Raw genomic sequence first — 18706 nt, 5'->3', positions numbered from 1 at the left:
AAAAACCCGAGGGCTTCAGGCTCTCGGGTTTTTTCTTTTCGTGGCTTCCAGTTTGAAGGATCAGACCTCTCCAGTCTCGTGCTTCAAACGCTGTTGCGCGATCTCTTCATTGCGCAGGGCCTTCTGCTGATCGGCCATGCAGCTTTTGACAAAGTTCAGATGATCTTCGACCGCCTTCCGTGCCCCTTTCGGGTCGCGGTCCTGCAGCGCTGTGTTGATGGCTCGGTGCTGGTCCAGAATTGCGTCGCGGGTGGTGCGTTGCTGGAACATGATCTGTCGGTTGTAGAATACGCCCTGCCGCAGCAGATCGAACATCGACCGCATCATATGCAGCATCACCACGTTATGACTGGCCTCGATGATCGCCATATGGAACTGGGCGTCCAGATGCGCCTCTTCTTCGGCTGCATTGCGGGCGTGGGCGTCTTCCATCTTGTCCAGTATGGTCTGCACCACCTTCAGATCGCTGCCCGAGCCCATGCGGGCGGCACGCTCAGCCGCTAGACCCTCCATGTCACGCCGGAATGAGAGATAGTCGAACACTGCCTCGTCGTGATTGCCGAACAACCGGATCAAAGCCGGCGCGAAGGCGGAGCCCAGCACCTCGGCCACATAGATGCCCGATCCGGCCTTGGCAGTCAGCAACCCCTGCTCCTGGAGGTCCGAGATTGCCTCGCGCAGCGACGGGCGCGACACGCCCATCCGCTCGGCCAGCTCCCGTTCCGAGGGCAGGCGTTCTCCGGGGCACAGAATGCCGCGCAGGATCAGCAGTTCGATCTGGCGCACAACAGCCAGTGACAGTTTTTCGGTTTGAACTTTTTGAAAAGGCATCTGGCTACCACTTGGAATTGGTCAAATCACTTGACCACGTTTGTAAGGGGCGTTCAAGTCGCTCACAGAGGTTGAAACATTAGGTCAGAATTATTGACATAAGAGGCGCATTGCCTAATCTGCGACCCAAGGGCGGAGGAGGCCCCCTACGATGGATCAGCTCTACGCCACCCGAACCGCTCGGATGAAGGCTTCCGAAATCCGCGAATTGCTGAAACTGCTGGGCGAGCCCGGTATCATTTCCTTCGCAGGCGGTATTCCCGACCCCGCTTTGTTTCCAGCAGAGGCTTTCGCCGAAGCGTTTCAAAATGCGCTTAGCCCAGATCAACAGGCGCAGGCGCTGCAATATTCGGTCAGCGAGGGCTATGCCCCGCTGCGTGAATGGTTGGCCGACCATATGCGTGGGATCGGCGTTACGTGCGGCATCGACAACATCCTGATCACCTCAGGCTCGCAGCAAGCGCTGGATTACTTGGGTAAGTTGTTCTTGTCACCGGGTGATACAGCGTTGGTTGGGTGGCCCACATATCTGGGCGCGCTCAATGCGTTTGACGCTTATGAGCCGCGCTTTGACCAGCTTAGCATCAATGGCAATCGTGGGGCTGCCGAATACCAGGCCGCCGCCGGCAACAGCCCGATCAAATTCGCTTATCTCTCCGCCGATTTTGCAAATCCGACTGGTGAGACGGTCGATCTGCGGGGCAGGGAGGCGCTGCTCGATCTGGCAGATGAATTGGATTACGCAGTGATCGAGGACGGAGCCTATCAGGCGCTGCGCTATGACGGCGATCCGATCCCTCCGATCCTCGCGTTAGAACAGGCGCGCAAGGGATCGATCGAGAACTGCCGGACGATCTATTGCGGCAGCTTCTCGAAAACTCTTTCACCGGGGTTGCGGCTGGGTTGGGTGGTTGCAGCAAAACCGGTGATCTCGCAACTGGTGCTGCTGAAACAGGCGGCTGATCTGCATTCTTCTACGATCAACCAGATGGCGGTGTATCAGGTGGCACGGGATCGCTTCGACACTCATGTCCCCATGATACGCCAGACCTATGCCGCGCGCCGCGATGCGATGCTTGAGGCGCTCAAAGAGCACATGCCCAATGGCGTCGACTGGACCCGACCCGAGGGCGGCATGTTCATTTGGGTCACTCTGCCCAAGGGAATGAACGGCGCTGACCTGCTGGCGAGGGCGCTGGAAACGGTCAAGCTGGCCTTTGTCCCTGGTCAGGCTTTCTATCCCGACGACACCGGGTCCAATACCATTCGACTGAGTTTTTCCAACTCGGATGAGAACACGATCCGCGAGGGTATACGCCGGTTAGGAGAAGTGTTGCGCGCCTGAACCGGGGAAAGGTTTCATTAACCATATTGTCGCTAATAAAGCAGCATGATCCGCGTGCTCACTTTCCTGTGCCTCGCCGCCTGCTCGGGTGGTACACCCTATTTTCGCGACTTGCCCGCAACGCGCGTCGCGGTGAATGGCAGTATCTTCGACGTCCGCGTCCGCAATGAACTGGCCGAGGCCGTCCGCGTGAACCCGCAATACGCGCCGCGTCTGGGTCCGATCCGCGATCGGGCTGCGCTGGCCATGGCGCAGGTCTCGGGCTGTCCGCTTCTGGACGTTCTTGGCGATGCGGCCGTCACTGTGGGCGTGCTGGGCTGCGACCAGGAACTGGGGGAAAAACTGATTTTCGGCGCACTCCTTCGCCGTCCCTATGAATGCGTTGATTACGGATATTACGAAGACTACGGATATCAGGTCTTTGAATGCTCGCCTTACTGAGATACGCGGGACTCCGCGCAGTTTTGCCAAGATGTTGTGGATAACTTGGTCCAATCTCCCATATCCTGCGCAATCACGTTGACACCTCCCCCATCCGTTGCGCAGACTTCTTACCCATAGGAATCATACCAAGAGCAGCCATTGCGCTTTAGCAAACTCAAACTGACCGGCTTCAAAAGCTTCGTGGACCCGACCGATCTGATCATCGCGGACGGGCTGACCGGAGTGGTTGGTCCGAATGGCTGCGGCAAGTCCAATCTGCTGGAAGCGTTGCGCTGGGTGATGGGTGAAAACCGTCCCAAATCCATGCGCGGTGGCGCGATGGAAGATGTGATCTTTGCGGGCGCTGCCACTCGGCCTGCGCGCAACTTTGCCGAGGTGGTCCTGACGATGGACAACTCGGAACGTTTGGCGCCATCCGGCTTCAACGACAGCGACCAGTTGGAAATTGTCCGCCGCATCACCCGCGATGTGGGCAGTGCCTACAAGACCAACGGCAAGGACGTGCGCGCCCGCGACGTTCAAATGCTGTTCGCGGACGCCTCGACCGGTGCGCATTCGCCTGCGCTGGTGGGGCAAAACCGCATTGCCGAACTGATCAACGCCAAACCCCGCGCACGACGTCGCATTCTGGAAGAGGCCGCCGGCATCTCCGGGCTTTATCAACGCCGCCACGAGGCAGAACTGAAACTGAAAGGCACCGAGGCCAACCTGACCCGCGTGGATGACGTGCTGGAACAATTGGGCGGGCAGTTGGCACAACTCGCCCGTCAGGCCCGGCAGGCGGCGCGGTATCGCGAGATCGGCGAGCTGTTGCGTCAGGCCGAAGGGATGCTGCTCTATCGCCGTTGGAAAGAGGCCGACATGGCCCATCAGGCGGCCGAGGAAAAGCTACGCGACCGGATCACCGAAGCCTCTCGCGCCGAGGCATCCGCCCGTGAATCCGCCGCCAAACGCGCTGAGATCGAGGAAACCCTGCCGCCCTTGCGTGAGGAAGAGGCCATCGCCGCAGCCGTCCTGCAGCGCCAGCAGGTGCAGCGCGATCAGCTGTCGGATCAGGAAACCCGCGCACGCCAGACGATCGAGACTCTGACCAACCGTATCCAGCAATTGGGCAACGACATCGAACGCGAATCCGGTCTGAACCGGGACGCGGGTGAGATGATCGAACGGCTCGAATGGGAGGCCCGCGAGCTTGCAAAAGCCGCCGATGGCTATGACGAAAAGGTCGCTGAAGCTGCTGAAGTTGCGCGCGAGGCCGCGTCGGTGTTGCAGGATCGCGAAGATCACCTGTCGCAGGAAACCGAAGACATGGCCCGTCTGGTGGCTCGCCACCAATCGGCGCAACGACTGGTTGAAGACAGCCGCAAGACACTGGTTCGTTCCGAGGGCGAGGAAGAAAAGGCCCGCGCCGCCGTGGACGAGGCGCGCAATGCCCTTTCCCGTGCCAGCGAGGCGTTCGAGACCGCGCAAGAGGGTGAGGAAGAAGCCCGCGAAGCTGCTGAGGCAGCGGAAGAAGCACTGGCCGCCGCCGACGAGCTGCGCAACGATACACAGGCGCGTGAGGCCGAGGCGCGCGCCAAACGCTCCGAGGCCGAGGGTGAACTGGGCGCGATAAGGGCCGAGACCACCGCGCTGGCCAAGCTGGTCGAACGCGACACGGCTGAGGGTGGGCAAGTGCTCGACATGCTGCGGGTGGCAACGGGCTTTGAAAAGGCATTGGGGGCTGCGCTGGCGGATGACCTGCGTGCACCGTTGGTCGAGGGCGACGGACCTTCAGGTTGGGTGCAGGTAGCGGGCTATGACAGCGACCAGCCCTTGCCCGACGGGGCCGAGCCGCTGGCGTTGCATGTGTCCGGCCCCGACCGCCTAAGTCGCCGTATTGCGCAGATCGGTCTGGTCGATGCGGATCAGGGCGCGCGCCTGCAGGCGTCGTTGAAACCGGGTCAACGCTTGGTCTCACGCTCGGGAGATTTGTGGCGCTGGGACGGATTCCGCGCCTGGGCCGAGGATGCACCAAGCGCTGCCGCCCTGCGTTTGGAACAGCTCAACAAGCTTGAGGCGCTGAAACAGGAACTGACCCGCACCGAGGCGCAGGCCGAAGGTGCTCGCGCCGCGCATGAAGCGCTGTCGCAGCAACTGGCCGACGTCACCGAAGCCGACCGCCGCGCCCGCGAGGCCCGCCGTGCCGCGGATCAGCGCATGGCGGAAACCGCGCGGATGCTCAGCCGGGCTGAGGCGGATCGAAATCTGGCGCAGGGCAAGCTGGAAACACTGACACTCGCGGTCGACCGTCATAAGGAAGACGCCATGTCCGCCCGCGCACAACTGCGTGAGGCTGAAGGCGCGTTGACTGGCCTGGGCGATCTCGACAGCGCCCGCGCGCAGGTCGAGGACATCAAGCAGACTGTCGAGGCGGCGCGGATCACCATGCTGACCCACCGCTCGACGCATGATGAATTGCGCCGCGAGGGCGAGGCGCGCACCCGGCGCACGCAGGAGGTGACTAAGGACCTCAGCGGTTGGCGGCATCGTCTGGAAACGGCGGAAAAGCGGATATCGGAACTGGCCGAACGCAAGGAAAGCTCGGAAGAAGAACTGACCGAGGCGATGGCGGTCCCCAGCGAAATCGCCGAGGCACGGGAAGAACTGAACGAGCTGATCGAAACCGCTGAGGCTCGGCGCGCCGAAGCCGCCGACAAGTTGGCCGAGGCCGAGACCCAGCAGCGCGAGGTGGTTCTTGCCGAGCGCGAAGCCGAACGTCTGGCCTCGGAGGCGCGCGAAAGCCGCGCGGCGGCTGAGGCGCGTTGCGACGCCGCCAAGGAAAGCGTAGTCGCCGCAGCAGAACGCATTGCCGAGGATCAGCAACTGACGCCTAACCAGCTGCTGAACCAACTGGACGTGAACCCTGATCAGATGCCCGCCGCCGACGCACTTGAAGCCGAAGTGAACCGCCACAAGCGTCAGCGCGACGCCATGGGCGCAGTGAACCTACGGGCTGAAGAGGACAGCAAAGAAGTCCAGGAAGAATTCGACACGCTGAACGGCGAAAAGGCCGATCTGGAAGAGGCGATCAAGGCCCTGCGCAGCGGCATCGCCAGCCTCAACCGCGAGGGTCGCGAACGCCTGCTGACCGCGTTCGAACAGGTGAATTCCAACTTCGCCATGCTGTTCAAGCACCTGTTTGGTGGCGGTGAGGCCAATCTGGTCATGGTCGAAAGCGACGATCCGCTGGATGCGGGCCTTGAGATCATGTGCCAGCCGCCGGGCAAAAAGCTCTCGACTCTCAGCCTGCTTTCGGGCGGCGAACAGACCCTGACCGCCACCGCTCTGATCTTTGGCGTCTTCCTCGCCAACCCGGCCCCAATCTGTGTGCTGGACGAGGTCGACGCCCCGCTGGACGATGCCAACGTCACCCGCTTCTGCGACTTGCTGGACGAGATGTGCCGCCAGACCGATACGCGTTTCCTGATCATCACCCACCACGCGGTGACCATGGCGCGGATGGATCGGCTGTTCGGTGTGACGATGCAGGAACAGGGTGTCAGCCAACTGGTTTCGGTCGATCTGAAAAAGGCCGAGCAGATGGTCGCTTGATCGATCACTGCAACGTTATGAGCCATCGCCCGTGTATGAGGGTAGGCTAGCATCATGATCCGATATTTCACCCTCGCATTGCTCGCGGCCAACCCCCTCTGGGCTGCCGAATGGCCCACGAAACCCGGTGACGTCCCCTTGACGCCAGAAGAATTGGAGGCTTTGGCCGGTCGTACTCTCACTTTCTACGACGACGGCCAGTCCAAATACTCGGCTGGAGGGGCCTATTCTTATACCTATGCCAGCGGAGAATCCGCCTTTGGCACCTATTCCATCGCCGGGGACGGCAGTGTTTGCATCGCGTATCGCAATGGGTTCAGCCGATGCGACCTATATGTCCGCAGTGGTGAGCGGTTGATCCTGATCGACGAGAAAGGCGATCGCTATCCGGTCAGAGCGAGTAATTGATCTGTTTTTCCCGATCAGTTGGTAAATTTGATAGAACCTTTGAGTAAAAACGGAAGAAAACGGGATAATCATCGTCAAATCAAGTTGTAGAATGCCCTGGATCGAAAAACTGATGGGGATGCCAAATGTGCCGTTTTTTGGCTTGGGTTGGGGAGCAGCGATATCTGGATGAATTGATCCAGGAGCAAGAGCAATCGCTTGTCATCCAAAGCCGCAACGCGTTGATCGGGAAGACACCAATCAATGCCGATGGGTTTGGACTGGCCTGGTATTCTGATCGCGAAACGCCTTGTTTCTACAAGGACACTCATCCCGCATGGTCCGATGCAAATCTCAAACAACTGGCTCATCACACACGATCACGACTGTTTTTGGCCCATGTAAGAGCGTCGACAGGCACTGCGACCTCGCGCAACAACTGTCACCCATTTGGATTTGGCAAATGGAGCTTCATGCACAATGGCCAGGCTGGAGGGCATGACCAAATCCGGCAGCAGCTCGATGCTATGATCCCGGCACATTTATACGGGCACCGAATGGGTGCGACAGAAAGTGAAGCGATCTTTTTGATTGCTCATGGCGAAGGTCTGGATTCAAATCCGATCGACGCAATGGCACGGGCCGTGGGGCGGGTGGAAGCGCTGTCCCGACAATGCGGATCGTCGCCTTATATGCGGTTCGCTGCGTGCTGGTCAGATGGCAGCCGTGTATTTGCGGCGCGCTATGCGTCTGATCGTTATGCACCCAGTTTGCATTACCGGGCCTCTGAAGACGGGATAGTGATATCTTCCGAGCCGCTTGATGCAGACAGTGACGGCTGGGTTGAAATACAGCCCAATACCGCCATCGTCACAGAAGGCTCGCTGGTATCTATCCATGCGTTTGATCCGTCAGTGAAACGTGAACCTGCAAAGGTTGCCTAGGCGCTGACCCTTATAGCTGCTTCAGCAGCTGTGTCGTTGGCCACGCATCCGCTGGCAAACCCATACGCAGTTGTTCAGCCTGCACAGCCGCACGCGTTCCGGCCCCAAGGATGCCGTCGATCTTGCCTACGTCGTGCCCGCGCGCCTGCAGTTTGCTCTGCAACTGTTTCATTTGCGCGCCCGTCAGCCCCGGCGCTGGATTACCTGCATCGTAAATCTGCGCGCCTTCCAGCCGTGTGCCGAAATAAGCGGCGGTCAGGACGTAAACGAAGCTCTGGTTCCATTCGAAATATACGTCGAAATTCGGGTAAGCCAGAAAGGCGGGGCCTTTATGCCCTTGTGGCAGGATCAGCGAGGCAGGCAGATTTGCCAACGACCCACTGCGCGCCTGCACGCCCATCGCCTGCCATTCGGACACCGAGCGGGGCTTGCCGGGGCCTGATAGTGACCAGTCCATCTGCGCGGGCACGGTGACCTCTTGCAACCATGGCTGACCCGGTTGCCAACCCAGATGCGACAGCATCTTGGCCCCGGACATCAGTGCATCCGGCGCCGAGGTTTTTAGCGAAACCTTGCCGTCTCCGTCCCCATCCACGCCGTTTTCCAGAATGTCGCGGGGCAGCATCTGGACCATGCCGATTTCACCGGCCCAAGCCCCGGTGGTGCGGGCGGGGTCAAAATTGCCCTGGCTGTACAGCTCGATCGCGGCGAAAATCTGCGGGCGGAACAACTCGGGGCGGCGGCAGTCGTGGGCCAGTGTCACCAGCGCGTTGCGAGTGTTGAAATCGCCCTGAAAGGACCCGTAGTCGGTCTCGAACGCCCAAAATGCCAGTAGCACACCCCGCGAAATGCCGTATTCCTGCTCAATCCGGTCAAACACCGCGTCGTATTTGCCCGACATGGCCTTGCCCCGGTCGATCCGGTTCTGTGAAATCAGGCGCCGCGAGAAGTCGATGAATGGTTTCTGGAATACGCCCTGCGCGCGGTCGGCTTTCAGAACGGCTCCGTCCTGCTGCACGCCCTTGAAAAAGCTGTTGACGGTGGATTTGTCGTAACCCTGCTGAATGGCTTCGGCTTTCAGCCCTTTGACGAAGGTATTGAACCCGCCGCCGCATTGGGCGAGTGCAGGCGAGGCGAAGAGGGCGGCGGCAATAAGGCCGGAAAGGAAACGCATAAGGCTGATCCGTCAGAATATGAAGTTGAACCCAACCCACACCGACACGAGCCCAAGCGCAAGCCCCCATACCTGCCAGAGCATGTCTGATGCGCGAAAAACCTCCGCCGCGTCGATATTCTGCCGCGCATTCCCGTTCACCCAAGCAAGATCCCGCATCTGGCCATCATAGCTGCGCGGTCCGGCCAGTGCGATATCAAGCGCACGTGCCATCGCGGCCTCGGGCCAGCCTGCGTTGGGTGAGATATGGCGGCGTGCATCCTCAACCATCTCTCCCCAGCGCGACCATTGGCTGGACAGCGCGACGATCATTACGAAGGTCAGGCGTGCCGGGACAAGGTTCAGCACATCATCCAGCCGCGCCGCTGCCCAGCCGAAGGCGCGGTATTTGTCGTTGCGATAACCGATCATACTGTCGGCGGTGTTGACGACCTTGTAAACCAGCAGCCCCGGCAGACCTGCGACCAGAAACCAGAAGGCTGGGGCAATAACCCCGTCGCTCAGGTTTTCGGCGGCACTTTCGATGGCCGAGCGCGCCACCTGCGCCTCGGTCATGTCCCGCGTATCGCGCGAGACGATCATGGCGACCTGCGCGCGCCCTTCGGTAAGCGAGGTCAACAGGCCTTCACCTACTGCGCGAACATGGGTGATCAGGGATTTCTGGGCCAGAAGGATGGCGCAGACCACGATCTCGACGATCGGACCAAGCAGCGCCAGCAACCGGCCAAGGATGAGTGCCACCGCAACCAGGATGAGTACCGTCGCAACCCCTTTGAGGCGGCGATACGCTCCATGGTTCAGCCGGTTGTCCAGCCAGCCAATCGCGTTGCCCATCAACACGGCAGGGTGGCGAATCCGCGACCACAGCCAATCCGGCTCACCCAATGCTGCGTCCAGACACATAGCGCAGACCAATAGGAACGCGGTGCTCACAGCGCTGCTTCCAACCGGGCCCAACCATCTGCTGGCGGTAATCCAAGGCGCAGGTAGGTCCGGGAATAGGGGAAAATACGGCTCCAGATATGCGCCCGCGCCAATCGGTCTTGCCAGACGGTCGCGTTATCAACGTCGTAGAGGCGGAACAGGCTGGTGCCGCCAATCAGCCGCGCATCCTTGGCCGTTACAAGCTGATCCAACCGTGTTGCTTCATTTGCCAGACGCATGCGCGTTTCATCAGCCCATTTTACATCGTGCAACGCTTGCGCGCCGATCCGCAGTGCCGGGCCGGATACGGCCCATGGTCCGGTCAGGTCGTTCAATCGTGCAATCAGATCGGGATGGCCAATCGCAAAACCCAGTCGCAACCCGGCCAACCCCCAAAATTTGCCAAAGCTCTTCAGCACCACGATGCCGGGCCGCTGGGCCAGATGAATCAGCGAGGCTTCGGGCGTTACGTCGCAGAAGCTTTCATCGATCACCGTCAGCGGCGCGTCGACATCCGCGTCCTGCCAGATGCGCCCATCGGGATTGTTGGGGTGTACGATGACACGTGCCTGAGCCGGGCCGCTCTCGTGCACCGTCCACCCCTGAGCGGTGAATGCAGCGGCATGTTCGTTATAAGTGGGCATCGTGATCTGCACGCGACCGGCTTTGGTCAGCGCGGGCACGCGGGCAATCACCGCAGAGGCACCAGGCGATGGCAGAATCTCGGCCCCATCAGGCACGTTCCAAAACACCCGCGCCGCGTCCGAGAGGCGTTCGAACGCGCCATGATCCGGCAGTTCCTTCCAGTCCGGAGGCTGCAGGCCCGAGACCTCATAAGCATGCGGATTGATCCCCGTGGACAGATCGATCCAGTCTGCGCGCGTGCCCCCAAACCGCGTCATCGCGCCATCCAGCCCTCCGCCATGATCGCGCGCAGCCCGAGGGTTCAATCTGTCATCCTGTCCAACCATCTGCCCCAGCCGGAATCGCCTATTTCTCATGCTTCAAGCGGATTTTTGCCGTTCTTACAAGCGAATCCGCCCGATCACGGCGCTGTGCGGGCCTTGTTAACACTTTGTTAAGGAAATCGCGTGATCACGGACAACAGGGGTCGGCACCACTCACCCATATCACGTGCCGAGGTTGTTGCAAATGAAAGTACTGATTGTTGAGAGTAACCCCGATCTAGGTCGGGTCTGGCAGCGGCATCTGCAAAGGCAGGAGGCCGAAGTCACGCTGGTCGAAACGCAAGAGGCCGCGATCCTGGCACTGTATGGTACCGCATTCGATATCATAGTGCTGGATCTGGTTCTGGAAACCGGCAGCGCCTTGGCGGTTGCCGATTTCGCAAGCTATCGCAGGCCCGAGGCGCGAGTGATCTTCGTCACCAACACCACATTCTTCTCGGACGGATCAATCTTTGCCCATAGCGCCAATGCCTGCGCCTATGTCCAAAGCTCGACCCCGCCCGAGGATCTGGCGGCCATGGTCGAACACTACGCCGCGGGGCGCTGATCCCGCCCATGGGGTTCTGAATAGTCCAACGTTGGATTCACCGGAATAATTCGGTGCGGATTGATGCTGTCATGGCTGAAGTGATAGTGGCGCACGATGTGGTTCATGTTCACAGACTGCGCCACGCCGGGCCATTGATATAGCTCCCGCGTAAAGGCCCAGAGGTTCGGGTAGTCCACCAACCGACGCTTGTTGCACTTGAAATGTAAATGATAAACCGGGTCGAACCGGATCAATGTGGTGAACAGGCGCCAGTCGGCCTCGGTCACGCGGTCACCCATAAGATAGCGGTTCCGGGCCAGACGATCCTCAAGCCAATCCAGCGTGTCGAACAGAGGGCCAACCGCGGCGTCATAAGCTTCTTGCGAGGTGGCAAAGCCGGATTTGTAGACCCCGTTATTGACATCGGAATAGATGCGCGCGTTGACCTCTTCGATCTCGTCCCGCATTGCCTCGGGCCAGTAGTCGTCTGTGTTGCCGGTGATCCCGTTGAAAGCCGAGTTGAACATGCGGATGATTTCCGAGCTTTCGTTCGACACGATCGTTTTCTCAACTTTGTCCCACAGGATCGGAACCGTAACGCGGCCCGAATAGTGAGGGTCGGCACGGGTGTAGATTTGATGGGCAAATTCTGATCCGAACAGTTTGTCGCCGGTCGCGCCATGGTCGTCGGTCTCAAAGGTCCAACCTTTATCCAGCATATCCGGATGCACGACCGAGACCGAGATGTGGTCGCTCAGCCCTTTCAACTCACGAAAGATCAGTGTGCGGTGCGCCCAAGGGCAGGCGTGCGAGACATAAAGGTGATAGCGCCCAGATTCCGCCTCGAACCCGCCGCGCCCCGAGGGGCCGGGCGCGCCATCGGCGGTGATCCAGTTGCGAAACTGTGCGGCCGAGCGTTTGAACGCCCCGCCTGTGGATTTGGTGTCATACCAGGTGTCATGCCATTCGCCGTCGACAAGCAGGCCCATCGTTATTCCTTTCGCATTGCGATTGGGTCAAAGATAGGCCGTCTTGCGCCCCGATCCTATTTCACCGGGCGCGCATCAGGCCTGCATGCGCGCACAGGTGGGATGCGGTGTCTGGGCACCAGAACCGCAATGCCAAAACTTATGTGACGCCGTTCACTGGATTTTTACAGGAATCGCGTCAGACTAATGAGTGTTAAGGGGGGAAGTTTATTATGAGTACCTATGTTTCCAAGGAAATTCGCGCCGAATTGGATGCGGCCCGAATCGCTACCCTCAAGAAATCCAGCCGTTTGCGGGTGGAGGTTGGCGACAATAGCTTCAAAATTTTGACATTGTGGAAGGATGGTTTCACCGTCGAGGCCGAAACCACGCCGCGCCTGCGTGGGCTCGTCGATATCTATGACGGTGCCAACCACATGTATCAGTGCCTGATAATCGCAGACGAAGAAGCGGTGGGTGAAATGCGCTATGAGTTCAAGCGTAACACTGTGGCGACGGACAAGGCTCCACTGGATTTCTACCGCGCCCCGGATGCACCGATCGCATTGCTTGAAAACCGCGACTGACGCGCGCACCGTTTGATCTTTGGCACCGACGCGCCACCGGCGCTCGGGCGGTAATGGGGCCTCAAGATTCTCAGGGATCAGGCCGGACGGTTTAGTCGGAGGCCGTCAGGGTCAGGTGCACAGGAGCCAAACCATCGATGCCGCCTTCAATTCGGTCTCCGGCGACCACAGGCCCGACCCCGGCGGGTGTGCCGGTCAGGATCAGATCGCCGGGGCGCAAATGGTAGAAACCCGATAGATGGGAGATCAGTTCATCGATCTTCCAGACCAGCTCTGACAATGTGGCGTCTTGTACGACCCACTCATTGATGCTCAGATAGATGCGCTTGTCATCAGATGGGCTCCAGTCATCGGCGCGGGTCAGCGGAGCGAAGACCGCGCCGTTTTCCACATCCTTGCCCAGATCCCAGGGGCGCTGTTTGTTGCGCTCGCGGATCTGCAGGTCGCGGCGCGTCATGTCCAGCGCACAGCCATAGCCAAAAATCGCGTTGCGGGCCTCAGTGGCTGTGGCCCGAAAAACCGGTTTGCCGATTGCAACGGCCAGTTCCATTTCGTGATGATAATCCTCGGTGCCTGCCGGATACGGCACATGCGCTCCGGTCAAAACCGCGTTGGGCGCGGATTTGGTGAAGTAAAACGGCGCCTGACGATCCACCTCATGCCCCATCTCGGCAGCGTGGGCGGCATAGTTGCGGCCCACGCAAAAAATCCGTCCGATCGGATAGGTCGCCTGTTCCCCCTGCACCGGGATGCTTGGGATGTCCGGAAGCGTAAAAAGGTGGTTGGGCATGACGTGCCTCCGTTTATTTATGAACGGGGTTCATTGTAAATCGCCAAAGGCTGTCTTCAATCGCGCACAGGCTTCTTCAACCCGCTCGCGTTGGGTGGCCAGATTGAAGCGCTCGAAGGTTTCTCCACCGGTGCCGAAACCGGGGCCAGAGGATGTCGCGATCCGCGCATCTTCGCGTAGGCGGCGGACAAACTCATCGTGGCTCATACCCGTGCCCGAAAAATCGACCCATGCCAGATAGGTCGCCTGAAGCGGCATCGACCACAGGCCCGGTATCTCGGCTATGGTAGCATCAAACAGCTTCCGGTTCGCGTCCAGGTGGGCAATTTGTTCATCGACCCATTTTGCACCTTCCGGCGAATAGGCGGCAGTGATCATCGCCACACCCAACGCACTGGGGTCATAGTCCAGCGTGGTGATCCGGTGCCGCATCTCGGCCCGCAGCTTGGCGTCGGGAATGATCATGTTGCCGGTACGCTGACCGGCGATGTTGAATGTTTTCGACGCCGCGGTCAGTGTCACCGTCCACGGGCGCGCATGGGGGGCGGCCGTATCCATCGGTACGAAGGTATTGCCCGGATAAACCAGATCATGGTGAATCTCGTCCGACACAAGGATCAGCCCGTTGCGCTCTGCAAACGCCGCCACAGCGCGCAGTTCATCCGGCGTCCAGACCCGACCTGACGGGTTCTGCGGCGAGCACCACAGCAGCAGCTTTTCTGATCCGTCCAACCGCGACTGCGCATCGTCCAGATCAAGCCCATAGCTGTCGCCATCGCGTACCAGCGGGCATTCCACCACGCGGCGGCCGGATTTGTTCACCTTATGGGCAAACTCATGGTAGACGGGCGTGAAGATCACGACGCCATCTCCCGGTTCACTCCAAACATCCAGACACAGGGCAATCGCATTGCCCAACCCTTGCGAGGTCAGAATCCAATCGGTGTCGATCTCCCAGTTGTGGCGTGTCTTCATCCACCACTGGATTGCATTCAGATAATCCGGGTGCATCCATGAATATCCAAACGCGCCATGATCGGCCGCTTCCCGCACCGCCTCGATCACGCAAGGGGCCGTGGCATAGTCGGAATCAGCCGTCCACATGGCCAGCCCATCCTCGGGGGCGACACCATAAAGCTGTTCCATCTTGTCCCATTTTGATGAGTTGGTGCCCCGGCGGTCGATCAGGTCGTTGAAAGTCATGTCATCTCCATCTGTCGAGGCGAAAGCTAACCACAAATCCATCAGGTGCAAGGGGGCCGTTGCGGTGGCGGGCGCGATGGCCTAAATCAGCCCCATGAAACGTAATATCCTGATCCATCCCGATCCTCGCCTGAAAAAGGTCTGCGCGCCGGTGGCCGACATCACCGACGATCTGCGCAAACTGGCCGATGACATGCTGGAGACGATGTATGACGCGCCCGGTATTGGCCTTGCTGCGCCGCAGATCGGTGTGCTCGACCGGCTGATCGTGGTGGACTGCGTCAAAGAAGAAGGTGAGGCCCCACGCCCACTGGTGATGTTCAACCCCGAGGTCATCGCCTCCTCGGATGAGACCAACGTCTACGAAGAAGGCTGCCTGTCGATACCTGAGCAATATGCCGAAGTCACGCGCCCGAAGACGGTTGATGTCACCTGGCTGGACCGTGACGGTAATCTGCAGCAGGAAACCTTTGATGATCTCTGGGCGACTTGTGTGCAGCATGAGATCGACCATCTGAACGGTAAGCTCTTCATCGACTATCTCAAACCGCTCAAGCGTCAGATGATCACGCGCAAAATGCAGAAGCTCAAGCGCGAAAAGGCCCGCACATGACGGTGCGGACCTGCCTGCCGTGGCCCGACAAGCGCCTGCGCACCAAGGCCGAGGACGTCCCCGAGATCACCGACGACATCCGCACCGTCTGGGATGACATGATCGATACGATGGAGGCGATGCCGGGCGTTGGCCTCGCTGCGCCGCAGATCGGAGTGATGCTGCGGCTGGCTGTCGTGGATGGCTCGACCCAGCGGGGCAAAGCTGTGCGACTGGCCAACCCCGAGATTCTGCACAGCTCAGTTGAGCTGCGTGAACATGACGAGGCCAGCCCGAACTTGCCCGGCGTGTCCGCCAAAGTGAAGCGACCACGCGCAGTGACCGTGAAATTTCTCAACGAACAGGGCCAGATCGACCGCCGTGATTTTGTCGGCATCGAGGCCACCAGCGTGCAGCATCAGATCGACCACCTGAACGGGCGGATGTATTTTGACCGCCTCAGCAAGGTCAAACGCGACATGCTGCTGCGCAAAGCACAGAAGATGGGGTGAAACCCCATCCTACGGAGGGACGGATGCGTATCATCTTCATGGGAACGCCAGATTTCTCGGTGCCGGTGCTGGATGCGCTGGTCCGTGCCGGGCACGAAATCGCCGCCGTCTATTGCCAACCGCCACGCCCCGCCGGTCGCGGTAAAAAAGACCGTCCAACCTCGGTGCACGCGCGTGCCTTGGCCCTGGGTCTGGACGTTCGCCACCCCACCTCGCTGAAATCGCCCGAAGAACAGGCCAGCTTTGCAGCGCTGAATGCCGATATCGCAGTCGTCGTCGCCTATGGCCTGATCCTGCCACAACCTATTCTGGACGCGCCAACCCATGGCTGCCTGAACATTCACGCCAGCCTGCTGCCACGCTGGCGTGGGGCCGCGCCTATACACCGCGCGATCATGGCAGGCGATGTGCAAACCGGTGTTTGCATCATGCAGATGGAGGCCGGGTTGGATACAGGCCCCGTTCTGCTGCGCGAGGCCACCGAGATCGGGATTGAGGAAACCACCGCGCAACTCCATGACCGCCTGTCGGGCATGGGTGCGGCGCTGATCGTTGAGGCGCTGAACACGCTGCCGAGCCTGACCCCCGAACCGCAGCCTGAGGTCGGCGTAACCTACGCCGCCAAGATCGACAAATCCGAGGCGCGGATCGACTGGTCGGCCCTCGCGTCCGAAGTCGACAGAAAAATCCGCGGTCTCTCCCCGTTTCCCGGCGCATGGACCGAGGTCGAGGGCAATCGGATCAAACTGCTGGCTTCGCGGCTGGCCGAAGGACGGGGCACTCCGGGCGAGGTGCTGGACGACCACCTGCGCGTGGCTTGCGGCGAAGGCGCAGTTGAGTTGCTGCGCTTGCAACGGGCAGGCAAGGGCGCGCAGGATAGGGAAACTTTTCTGCGGGGATGGCCCATGCCGGCCGGGACCCGCCTGTCATCGGAGTAGGCGTACATGATCATGATCATGATGGGCACGGTCGTGATTGCCGGGATCGTAGGCTATCTGTCTGAACAGACTGGCTTTACCCATAACGGCTATCTGCAGTCGATCATCATCTGCGTGGGTGGTGCTTTCCTGTTCTATTTCGTGCGCATCATGTTCGGCATCAGCTTTGGCCCGCCGGGGTTGGACGCGGTGCTGTCCTCGATCGGTGCGCTGATCATCGTGCCCACGCATTGGAGGAAATGATATGCCGATCATCGCCCTGATCATCGTCGGAGCCGCTGCAGGTTTCCTCGCCACCCGCCTAATGCGGATCGAGGCCGATATTCCAACCACCATGCTGATCGGCATTGTCGGCGCTTTGGTAGGCGGTTTGGTCCTACGCACGCTCATCACCGTGATGGGATGGCTCTCAGGGTTTATCGGCGCCGTTCTGGGCGCGCTTTTGGTGATATGGATTTGGCAGACATATATCCGCCGCTGATCGCTTGACCCGGCCGTGATCTGCGACCAATGTCCCGTCAATTCTTTGTTGAAAGGCCTCTCATGTCGCATGATCTGACCGCCGGAGACGTCGCCCTGATGGGTGTGCCGTTGGACCTGCATTCCTCGTTCCTGCAAGGCCCCGCCTTTGCCCCGGGTCGCATCCGCGAGGCGTTGCATTCCGGCGCGGCCAACCTGACCGCCGAGGATGGCACTGATCTGGGCGCAACCGACCGCTTCAAAGACACCGGCGATCTGGATGTGTTCGAGATGATGGGGCAGGAACCCATCGACCGGATTGAGGCAGGGGCCGCCGCCCGGATCGAAGCCGGTGCACGATTATTGTCGTTGGGGGGCGATCACTCGGTCGCCTATCCGCTGATCAAGGCCCACGCGAACCGGTATGAGGGGCTGAATGTCCTGCATATCGATAGCCATCCCGACCTTTATGACAGCCAGCAGATTGGCCCGCTGGGTCATGGCTGTCCATTTGCCCGCGTGATGGAGACCGGCAAGATCAAACGTCTTGTTCAGGTCGGGATCCGCACCATGAACAAGCACCAACAGGAACAGGCCGACAAGTTCGGGGTCGAGGTGATCGACATGCGCAACTGGAGCCCCGATCTTGAGATCAGCTTTGACGGCCCGGTTTACCTGTCACTAGACCTCGATGCGCTGGATCCAGCCTTTGCCCCCGGGGTGTCGCATCACGAACCCGGCGGACTAAGCACGCGCGAGGTGATCGACCTGATCCACCGGTTCAAAGGCCAGTTGATCGGCGCGGATATTGTCGAGTTGAACCCGCACCGCGACCCCTATGGCATGACCGCCATGGTGGCGGCGAAATTCGTCAAGGAAATCGGCGCGCGACTGCTGACGCACTAACGTTCGTCGCAGATTGCGGCAGTGCCAAGGCGAGGGGCGGACCGTGTAGTCATGTCGAACCGGTTCGCTTCGGACGCCGTCATCCAGTGCATCTCTTCCTCGGATGCTGCATCCAGCGTGAACCAGTAGAAGTCGGGATCGACGCCGATATCTTCGAAATAGTTCAAATACCGGTCATGCTCGGGGTGATCTTCGGGTAGCTCCGCAGCGACATAGCCGCCGCCGCCCCAGCTGTGTACGCCTACGCAGGCGCCGGGTTCCAGCACGCGTCGGTTACCCGCTAGAAACAAATCGGTGCCGCCCGAGGCCACCAGCCCGTTTGACGGAACCACCGTGTCGAACCCTTCCTCACGCACTACGCGACTGAAGACCACATTCGAGTCATCATCGACCGAACCTTCGATATTTTGCAGCACCAGCGTCTTGATCTCGGGGTTCTCGTCCATCACTTCTTCAAACGCGCTGAGCGTTGTGTGGTCGATCGTTCCGGACGCGACGATCTGATTGCCCACTGCCGTGAAGCTCACCGGGGCGTATTGCTCTGCACATGCCGTTAGCAGCAGTGCCGTGGCCAGAAACGAAAGTCTGTAGGTCATCGCGATCTCTTGTCC

Annotated in this window: 21 protein-coding genes; 13 read left to right on the top strand and 8 right to left on the bottom strand. The window is 60.0% G+C overall.

Going from position 1 to position 18706, the window contains the following annotated elements; genetic code table 11:
* Positions 1 to 60 precede the first annotated feature (60 nt).
* The gene (locus tag AC2TEM_RS15340) at positions 61 to 831 is read right to left on the bottom strand and encodes a FadR/GntR family transcriptional regulator (RefSeq protein ID WP_480856291.1); all 771 of its coding nucleotides are present in this window, start codon (positions 829 to 831) and stop codon (positions 61 to 63) included.
* A gap of 151 nt (positions 832 to 982) precedes the next feature.
* Here AC2TEM_RS15340 and AC2TEM_RS15335 point away from each other — a divergent pair, with 151 nt between their 5' ends.
* From AC2TEM_RS15335 to AC2TEM_RS15315, 5 genes are all read left to right on the top strand, one after another.
* Positions 983 to 2176 carry an aminotransferase-like domain-containing protein gene (locus AC2TEM_RS15335; RefSeq protein ID WP_480856290.1) on the top strand — a complete coding sequence of 398 codons (1194 nt, stop codon included), beginning with the start codon at positions 983 to 985 and terminating at the stop codon, positions 2174 to 2176.
* 45 nt (positions 2177 to 2221) lie between these two features.
* On the top strand, positions 2222 to 2617 hold the full coding sequence (locus tag AC2TEM_RS15330) for a hypothetical protein (RefSeq protein WP_480856288.1): 396 nt from the start codon (positions 2222 to 2224) through the stop codon (positions 2615 to 2617).
* 141 nt (positions 2618 to 2758) lie between these two features.
* Positions 2759 to 6214, top strand: coding sequence for an AAA family ATPase (locus tag AC2TEM_RS15325; RefSeq protein ID WP_170609169.1), 3456 nt, complete (start codon positions 2759 to 2761; stop codon positions 6212 to 6214).
* Between the two features lie 54 nt (positions 6215 to 6268).
* Positions 6269 to 6622: a hypothetical protein gene (locus AC2TEM_RS15320; RefSeq protein WP_170392640.1), complete on the top strand. Its 354-nt coding sequence runs from the start codon at positions 6269 to 6271 to the stop codon at positions 6620 to 6622.
* 125 nt (positions 6623 to 6747) lie between these two features.
* Positions 6748 to 7545, top strand: a complete 798-nt coding sequence (locus AC2TEM_RS15315) for a class II glutamine amidotransferase (RefSeq protein ID WP_170425170.1) — start codon at positions 6748 to 6750, stop codon at positions 7543 to 7545.
* A gap of 10 nt (positions 7546 to 7555) precedes the next feature.
* On the opposite strand, the gene AC2TEM_RS15310 is transcribed toward AC2TEM_RS15315, so the two are convergent.
* From AC2TEM_RS15310 to AC2TEM_RS15300, 3 genes are read right to left on the bottom strand one after another with little or no spacing between them, the layout of a single operon-like run.
* Positions 7556 to 8719, bottom strand: coding sequence for a lytic murein transglycosylase (locus AC2TEM_RS15310; RefSeq protein WP_170425173.1), 1164 nt, complete (start codon positions 8717 to 8719; stop codon positions 7556 to 7558).
* Positions 8720 to 8731: 12 nt separating this feature from the next.
* On the bottom strand, positions 8732 to 9652 hold the full coding sequence (cbiB, locus tag AC2TEM_RS15305) for an adenosylcobinamide-phosphate synthase CbiB (RefSeq protein WP_170425177.1): 921 nt from the start codon (positions 9650 to 9652) through the stop codon (positions 8732 to 8734).
* Positions 9649 to 10614 carry a threonine-phosphate decarboxylase gene (locus AC2TEM_RS15300; protein WP_170425317.1) on the bottom strand — a complete coding sequence of 322 codons (966 nt, stop codon included), beginning with the start codon at positions 10612 to 10614 and terminating at the stop codon, positions 9649 to 9651. Before AC2TEM_RS15300 ends, cbiB begins: the two co-directional genes overlap by 4 nt.
* A 181-nt stretch (positions 10615 to 10795) precedes the next feature.
* Here AC2TEM_RS15300 and AC2TEM_RS15295 point away from each other — a divergent pair, with 181 nt between their 5' ends.
* Positions 10796 to 11158, top strand: a complete 363-nt coding sequence (locus AC2TEM_RS15295; RefSeq protein ID WP_008756687.1) for a response regulator transcription factor — start codon at positions 10796 to 10798, stop codon at positions 11156 to 11158.
* Here the strand turns inward: AC2TEM_RS15295 and AC2TEM_RS15290 are convergent.
* The gene (locus AC2TEM_RS15290; RefSeq protein WP_170392636.1) at positions 11140 to 12129 is read right to left on the bottom strand and encodes a glutathione S-transferase family protein; all 990 of its coding nucleotides are present in this window, start codon (positions 12127 to 12129) and stop codon (positions 11140 to 11142) included. The two genes, AC2TEM_RS15295 and AC2TEM_RS15290, sit on opposite strands and share 19 nt — an antisense overlap.
* 212 nt (positions 12130 to 12341) lie before the next feature.
* Between AC2TEM_RS15290 and AC2TEM_RS15285 the strand changes: the two genes are divergently transcribed.
* Positions 12342 to 12695 carry a hypothetical protein gene (locus AC2TEM_RS15285; RefSeq protein WP_170392635.1) on the top strand — a complete coding sequence of 118 codons (354 nt, stop codon included), beginning with the start codon at positions 12342 to 12344 and terminating at the stop codon, positions 12693 to 12695.
* Between the two features lie 91 nt (positions 12696 to 12786).
* Here the strand turns inward: AC2TEM_RS15285 and AC2TEM_RS15280 are convergent, their stop codons facing one another.
* Both AC2TEM_RS15280 and AC2TEM_RS15275 read right to left on the bottom strand, forming a co-directional pair.
* Positions 12787 to 13485 (bottom strand): fumarylacetoacetate hydrolase family protein, encoded by a 699-nt coding sequence (locus AC2TEM_RS15280; RefSeq protein ID WP_170425180.1) that lies wholly within the window; start codon positions 13483 to 13485, stop codon positions 12787 to 12789.
* A 30-nt stretch (positions 13486 to 13515) separates the two neighbouring features.
* Complete coding sequence (locus AC2TEM_RS15275; RefSeq protein WP_170425320.1) at positions 13516 to 14688, bottom strand: MalY/PatB family protein; 1173 nt, start codon at positions 14686 to 14688, stop codon at positions 13516 to 13518.
* 94 nt (positions 14689 to 14782) lie between these two features.
* Here AC2TEM_RS15275 and def (AC2TEM_RS15270) point away from each other — a divergent pair, with 94 nt between their 5' ends.
* The 6 genes from def (AC2TEM_RS15270) to speB all read left to right on the top strand — a co-directional run bounded on the left by def (AC2TEM_RS15270) (position 14783) and on the right by speB (position 18095).
* A complete protein-coding gene (gene def, locus AC2TEM_RS15270) occupies positions 14783 to 15301 on the top strand; it encodes a peptide deformylase (RefSeq protein ID WP_170392632.1) in 519 nt (172 codons plus the stop codon).
* The gene (def, locus tag AC2TEM_RS15265; RefSeq protein ID WP_170425183.1) at positions 15298 to 15792 is read left to right on the top strand and encodes a peptide deformylase; all 495 of its coding nucleotides are present in this window, start codon (positions 15298 to 15300) and stop codon (positions 15790 to 15792) included. The genes def (AC2TEM_RS15270) and def (AC2TEM_RS15265) overlap by 4 nt, the downstream gene beginning before the upstream one ends.
* Before the next feature lie 23 nt (positions 15793 to 15815).
* A complete protein-coding gene (fmt, locus tag AC2TEM_RS15260) occupies positions 15816 to 16730 on the top strand; it encodes a methionyl-tRNA formyltransferase (RefSeq protein WP_170425187.1) in 915 nt (304 codons plus the stop codon).
* A gap of 6 nt (positions 16731 to 16736) precedes the next feature.
* Positions 16737 to 16973: a hypothetical protein gene (locus tag AC2TEM_RS15255; protein WP_170392629.1), complete on the top strand. Its 237-nt coding sequence runs from the start codon at positions 16737 to 16739 to the stop codon at positions 16971 to 16973.
* A 1-nt stretch (position 16974) separates the two neighbouring features.
* A complete protein-coding gene (locus tag AC2TEM_RS15250) occupies positions 16975 to 17211 on the top strand; it encodes a GlsB/YeaQ/YmgE family stress response membrane protein (RefSeq protein WP_170392628.1) in 237 nt (78 codons plus the stop codon).
* A 62-nt stretch (positions 17212 to 17273) separates the two neighbouring features.
* Positions 17274 to 18095, top strand: a complete 822-nt coding sequence (gene speB / locus AC2TEM_RS15245) for an agmatinase (protein ID WP_170425323.1) — start codon at positions 17274 to 17276, stop codon at positions 18093 to 18095.
* Here the strand turns inward: speB and AC2TEM_RS15240 are convergent.
* Positions 18092 to 18691, bottom strand: coding sequence for a COG3904 family protein (locus tag AC2TEM_RS15240; RefSeq protein WP_170392626.1), 600 nt, complete (start codon positions 18689 to 18691; stop codon positions 18092 to 18094). The genes speB and AC2TEM_RS15240 overlap by 4 nt on opposite strands.
* Between the last annotated feature and the right edge of the window lie 15 nt (positions 18692 to 18706).

Source organism: Ruegeria sp. HKCCD3925 (genome assembly GCF_057221175.1).
The sequence above is the reverse complement of the archived record's forward strand: the minus strand, read 5'-3'. Positions and strand labels throughout refer to the sequence as shown.

What these genes read in the sequence shown, in the direction of transcription:
- AC2TEM_RS15340 (WP_480856291.1), bottom strand. Translation starts at nt 831, where the DNA reads ATGCCTTTTCAAAAAGTTCAAACCGAAAAACTGTCACTGGCTGTTGTG.
- AC2TEM_RS15335 (WP_480856290.1), top strand. Translation starts at nt 983, where the DNA reads ATGGATCAGCTCTACGCCACCCGAACCGCTCGGATGAAGGCTTCCGAA.
- AC2TEM_RS15330 (WP_480856288.1), top strand. Translation starts at nt 2,222, where the DNA reads ATGATCCGCGTGCTCACTTTCCTGTGCCTCGCCGCCTGCTCGGGTGGT.
- AC2TEM_RS15320 (WP_170392640.1), top strand. Translation starts at nt 6,269, where the DNA reads ATGATCCGATATTTCACCCTCGCATTGCTCGCGGCCAACCCCCTCTGG.
- AC2TEM_RS15315 (WP_170425170.1), top strand. Translation starts at nt 6,748, where the DNA reads ATGTGCCGTTTTTTGGCTTGGGTTGGGGAGCAGCGATATCTGGATGAA.
- AC2TEM_RS15310 (WP_170425173.1), bottom strand. Translation starts at nt 8,719, where the DNA reads ATGCGTTTCCTTTCCGGCCTTATTGCCGCCGCCCTCTTCGCCTCGCCT.
- AC2TEM_RS15300 (WP_170425317.1), bottom strand. Translation starts at nt 10,614, where the DNA reads ATGGTTGGACAGGATGACAGATTGAACCCTCGGGCTGCGCGCGATCAT.
- AC2TEM_RS15295 (WP_008756687.1), top strand. Translation starts at nt 10,796, where the DNA reads ATGAAAGTACTGATTGTTGAGAGTAACCCCGATCTAGGTCGGGTCTGG.
- AC2TEM_RS15290 (WP_170392636.1), bottom strand. Translation starts at nt 12,129, where the DNA reads ATGGGCCTGCTTGTCGACGGCGAATGGCATGACACCTGGTATGACACC.
- AC2TEM_RS15285 (WP_170392635.1), top strand. Translation starts at nt 12,342, where the DNA reads ATGAGTACCTATGTTTCCAAGGAAATTCGCGCCGAATTGGATGCGGCC.
- AC2TEM_RS15280 (WP_170425180.1), bottom strand. Translation starts at nt 13,485, where the DNA reads ATGCCCAACCACCTTTTTACGCTTCCGGACATCCCAAGCATCCCGGTG.
- AC2TEM_RS15275 (WP_170425320.1), bottom strand. Translation starts at nt 14,688, where the DNA reads ATGACTTTCAACGACCTGATCGACCGCCGGGGCACCAACTCATCAAAA.
- def (WP_170392632.1), top strand. Translation starts at nt 14,783, where the DNA reads ATGAAACGTAATATCCTGATCCATCCCGATCCTCGCCTGAAAAAGGTC.
- def (WP_170425183.1), top strand. Translation starts at nt 15,298, where the DNA reads ATGACGGTGCGGACCTGCCTGCCGTGGCCCGACAAGCGCCTGCGCACC.
- fmt (WP_170425187.1), top strand. Translation starts at nt 15,816, where the DNA reads ATGCGTATCATCTTCATGGGAACGCCAGATTTCTCGGTGCCGGTGCTG.
- AC2TEM_RS15255 (WP_170392629.1), top strand. Translation starts at nt 16,737, where the DNA reads ATGATCATGATCATGATGGGCACGGTCGTGATTGCCGGGATCGTAGGC.
- AC2TEM_RS15250 (WP_170392628.1), top strand. Translation starts at nt 16,975, where the DNA reads ATGCCGATCATCGCCCTGATCATCGTCGGAGCCGCTGCAGGTTTCCTC.
- speB (WP_170425323.1), top strand. Translation starts at nt 17,274, where the DNA reads ATGTCGCATGATCTGACCGCCGGAGACGTCGCCCTGATGGGTGTGCCG.
- AC2TEM_RS15240 (WP_170392626.1), bottom strand. Translation starts at nt 18,691, where the DNA reads ATGACCTACAGACTTTCGTTTCTGGCCACGGCACTGCTGCTAACGGCA.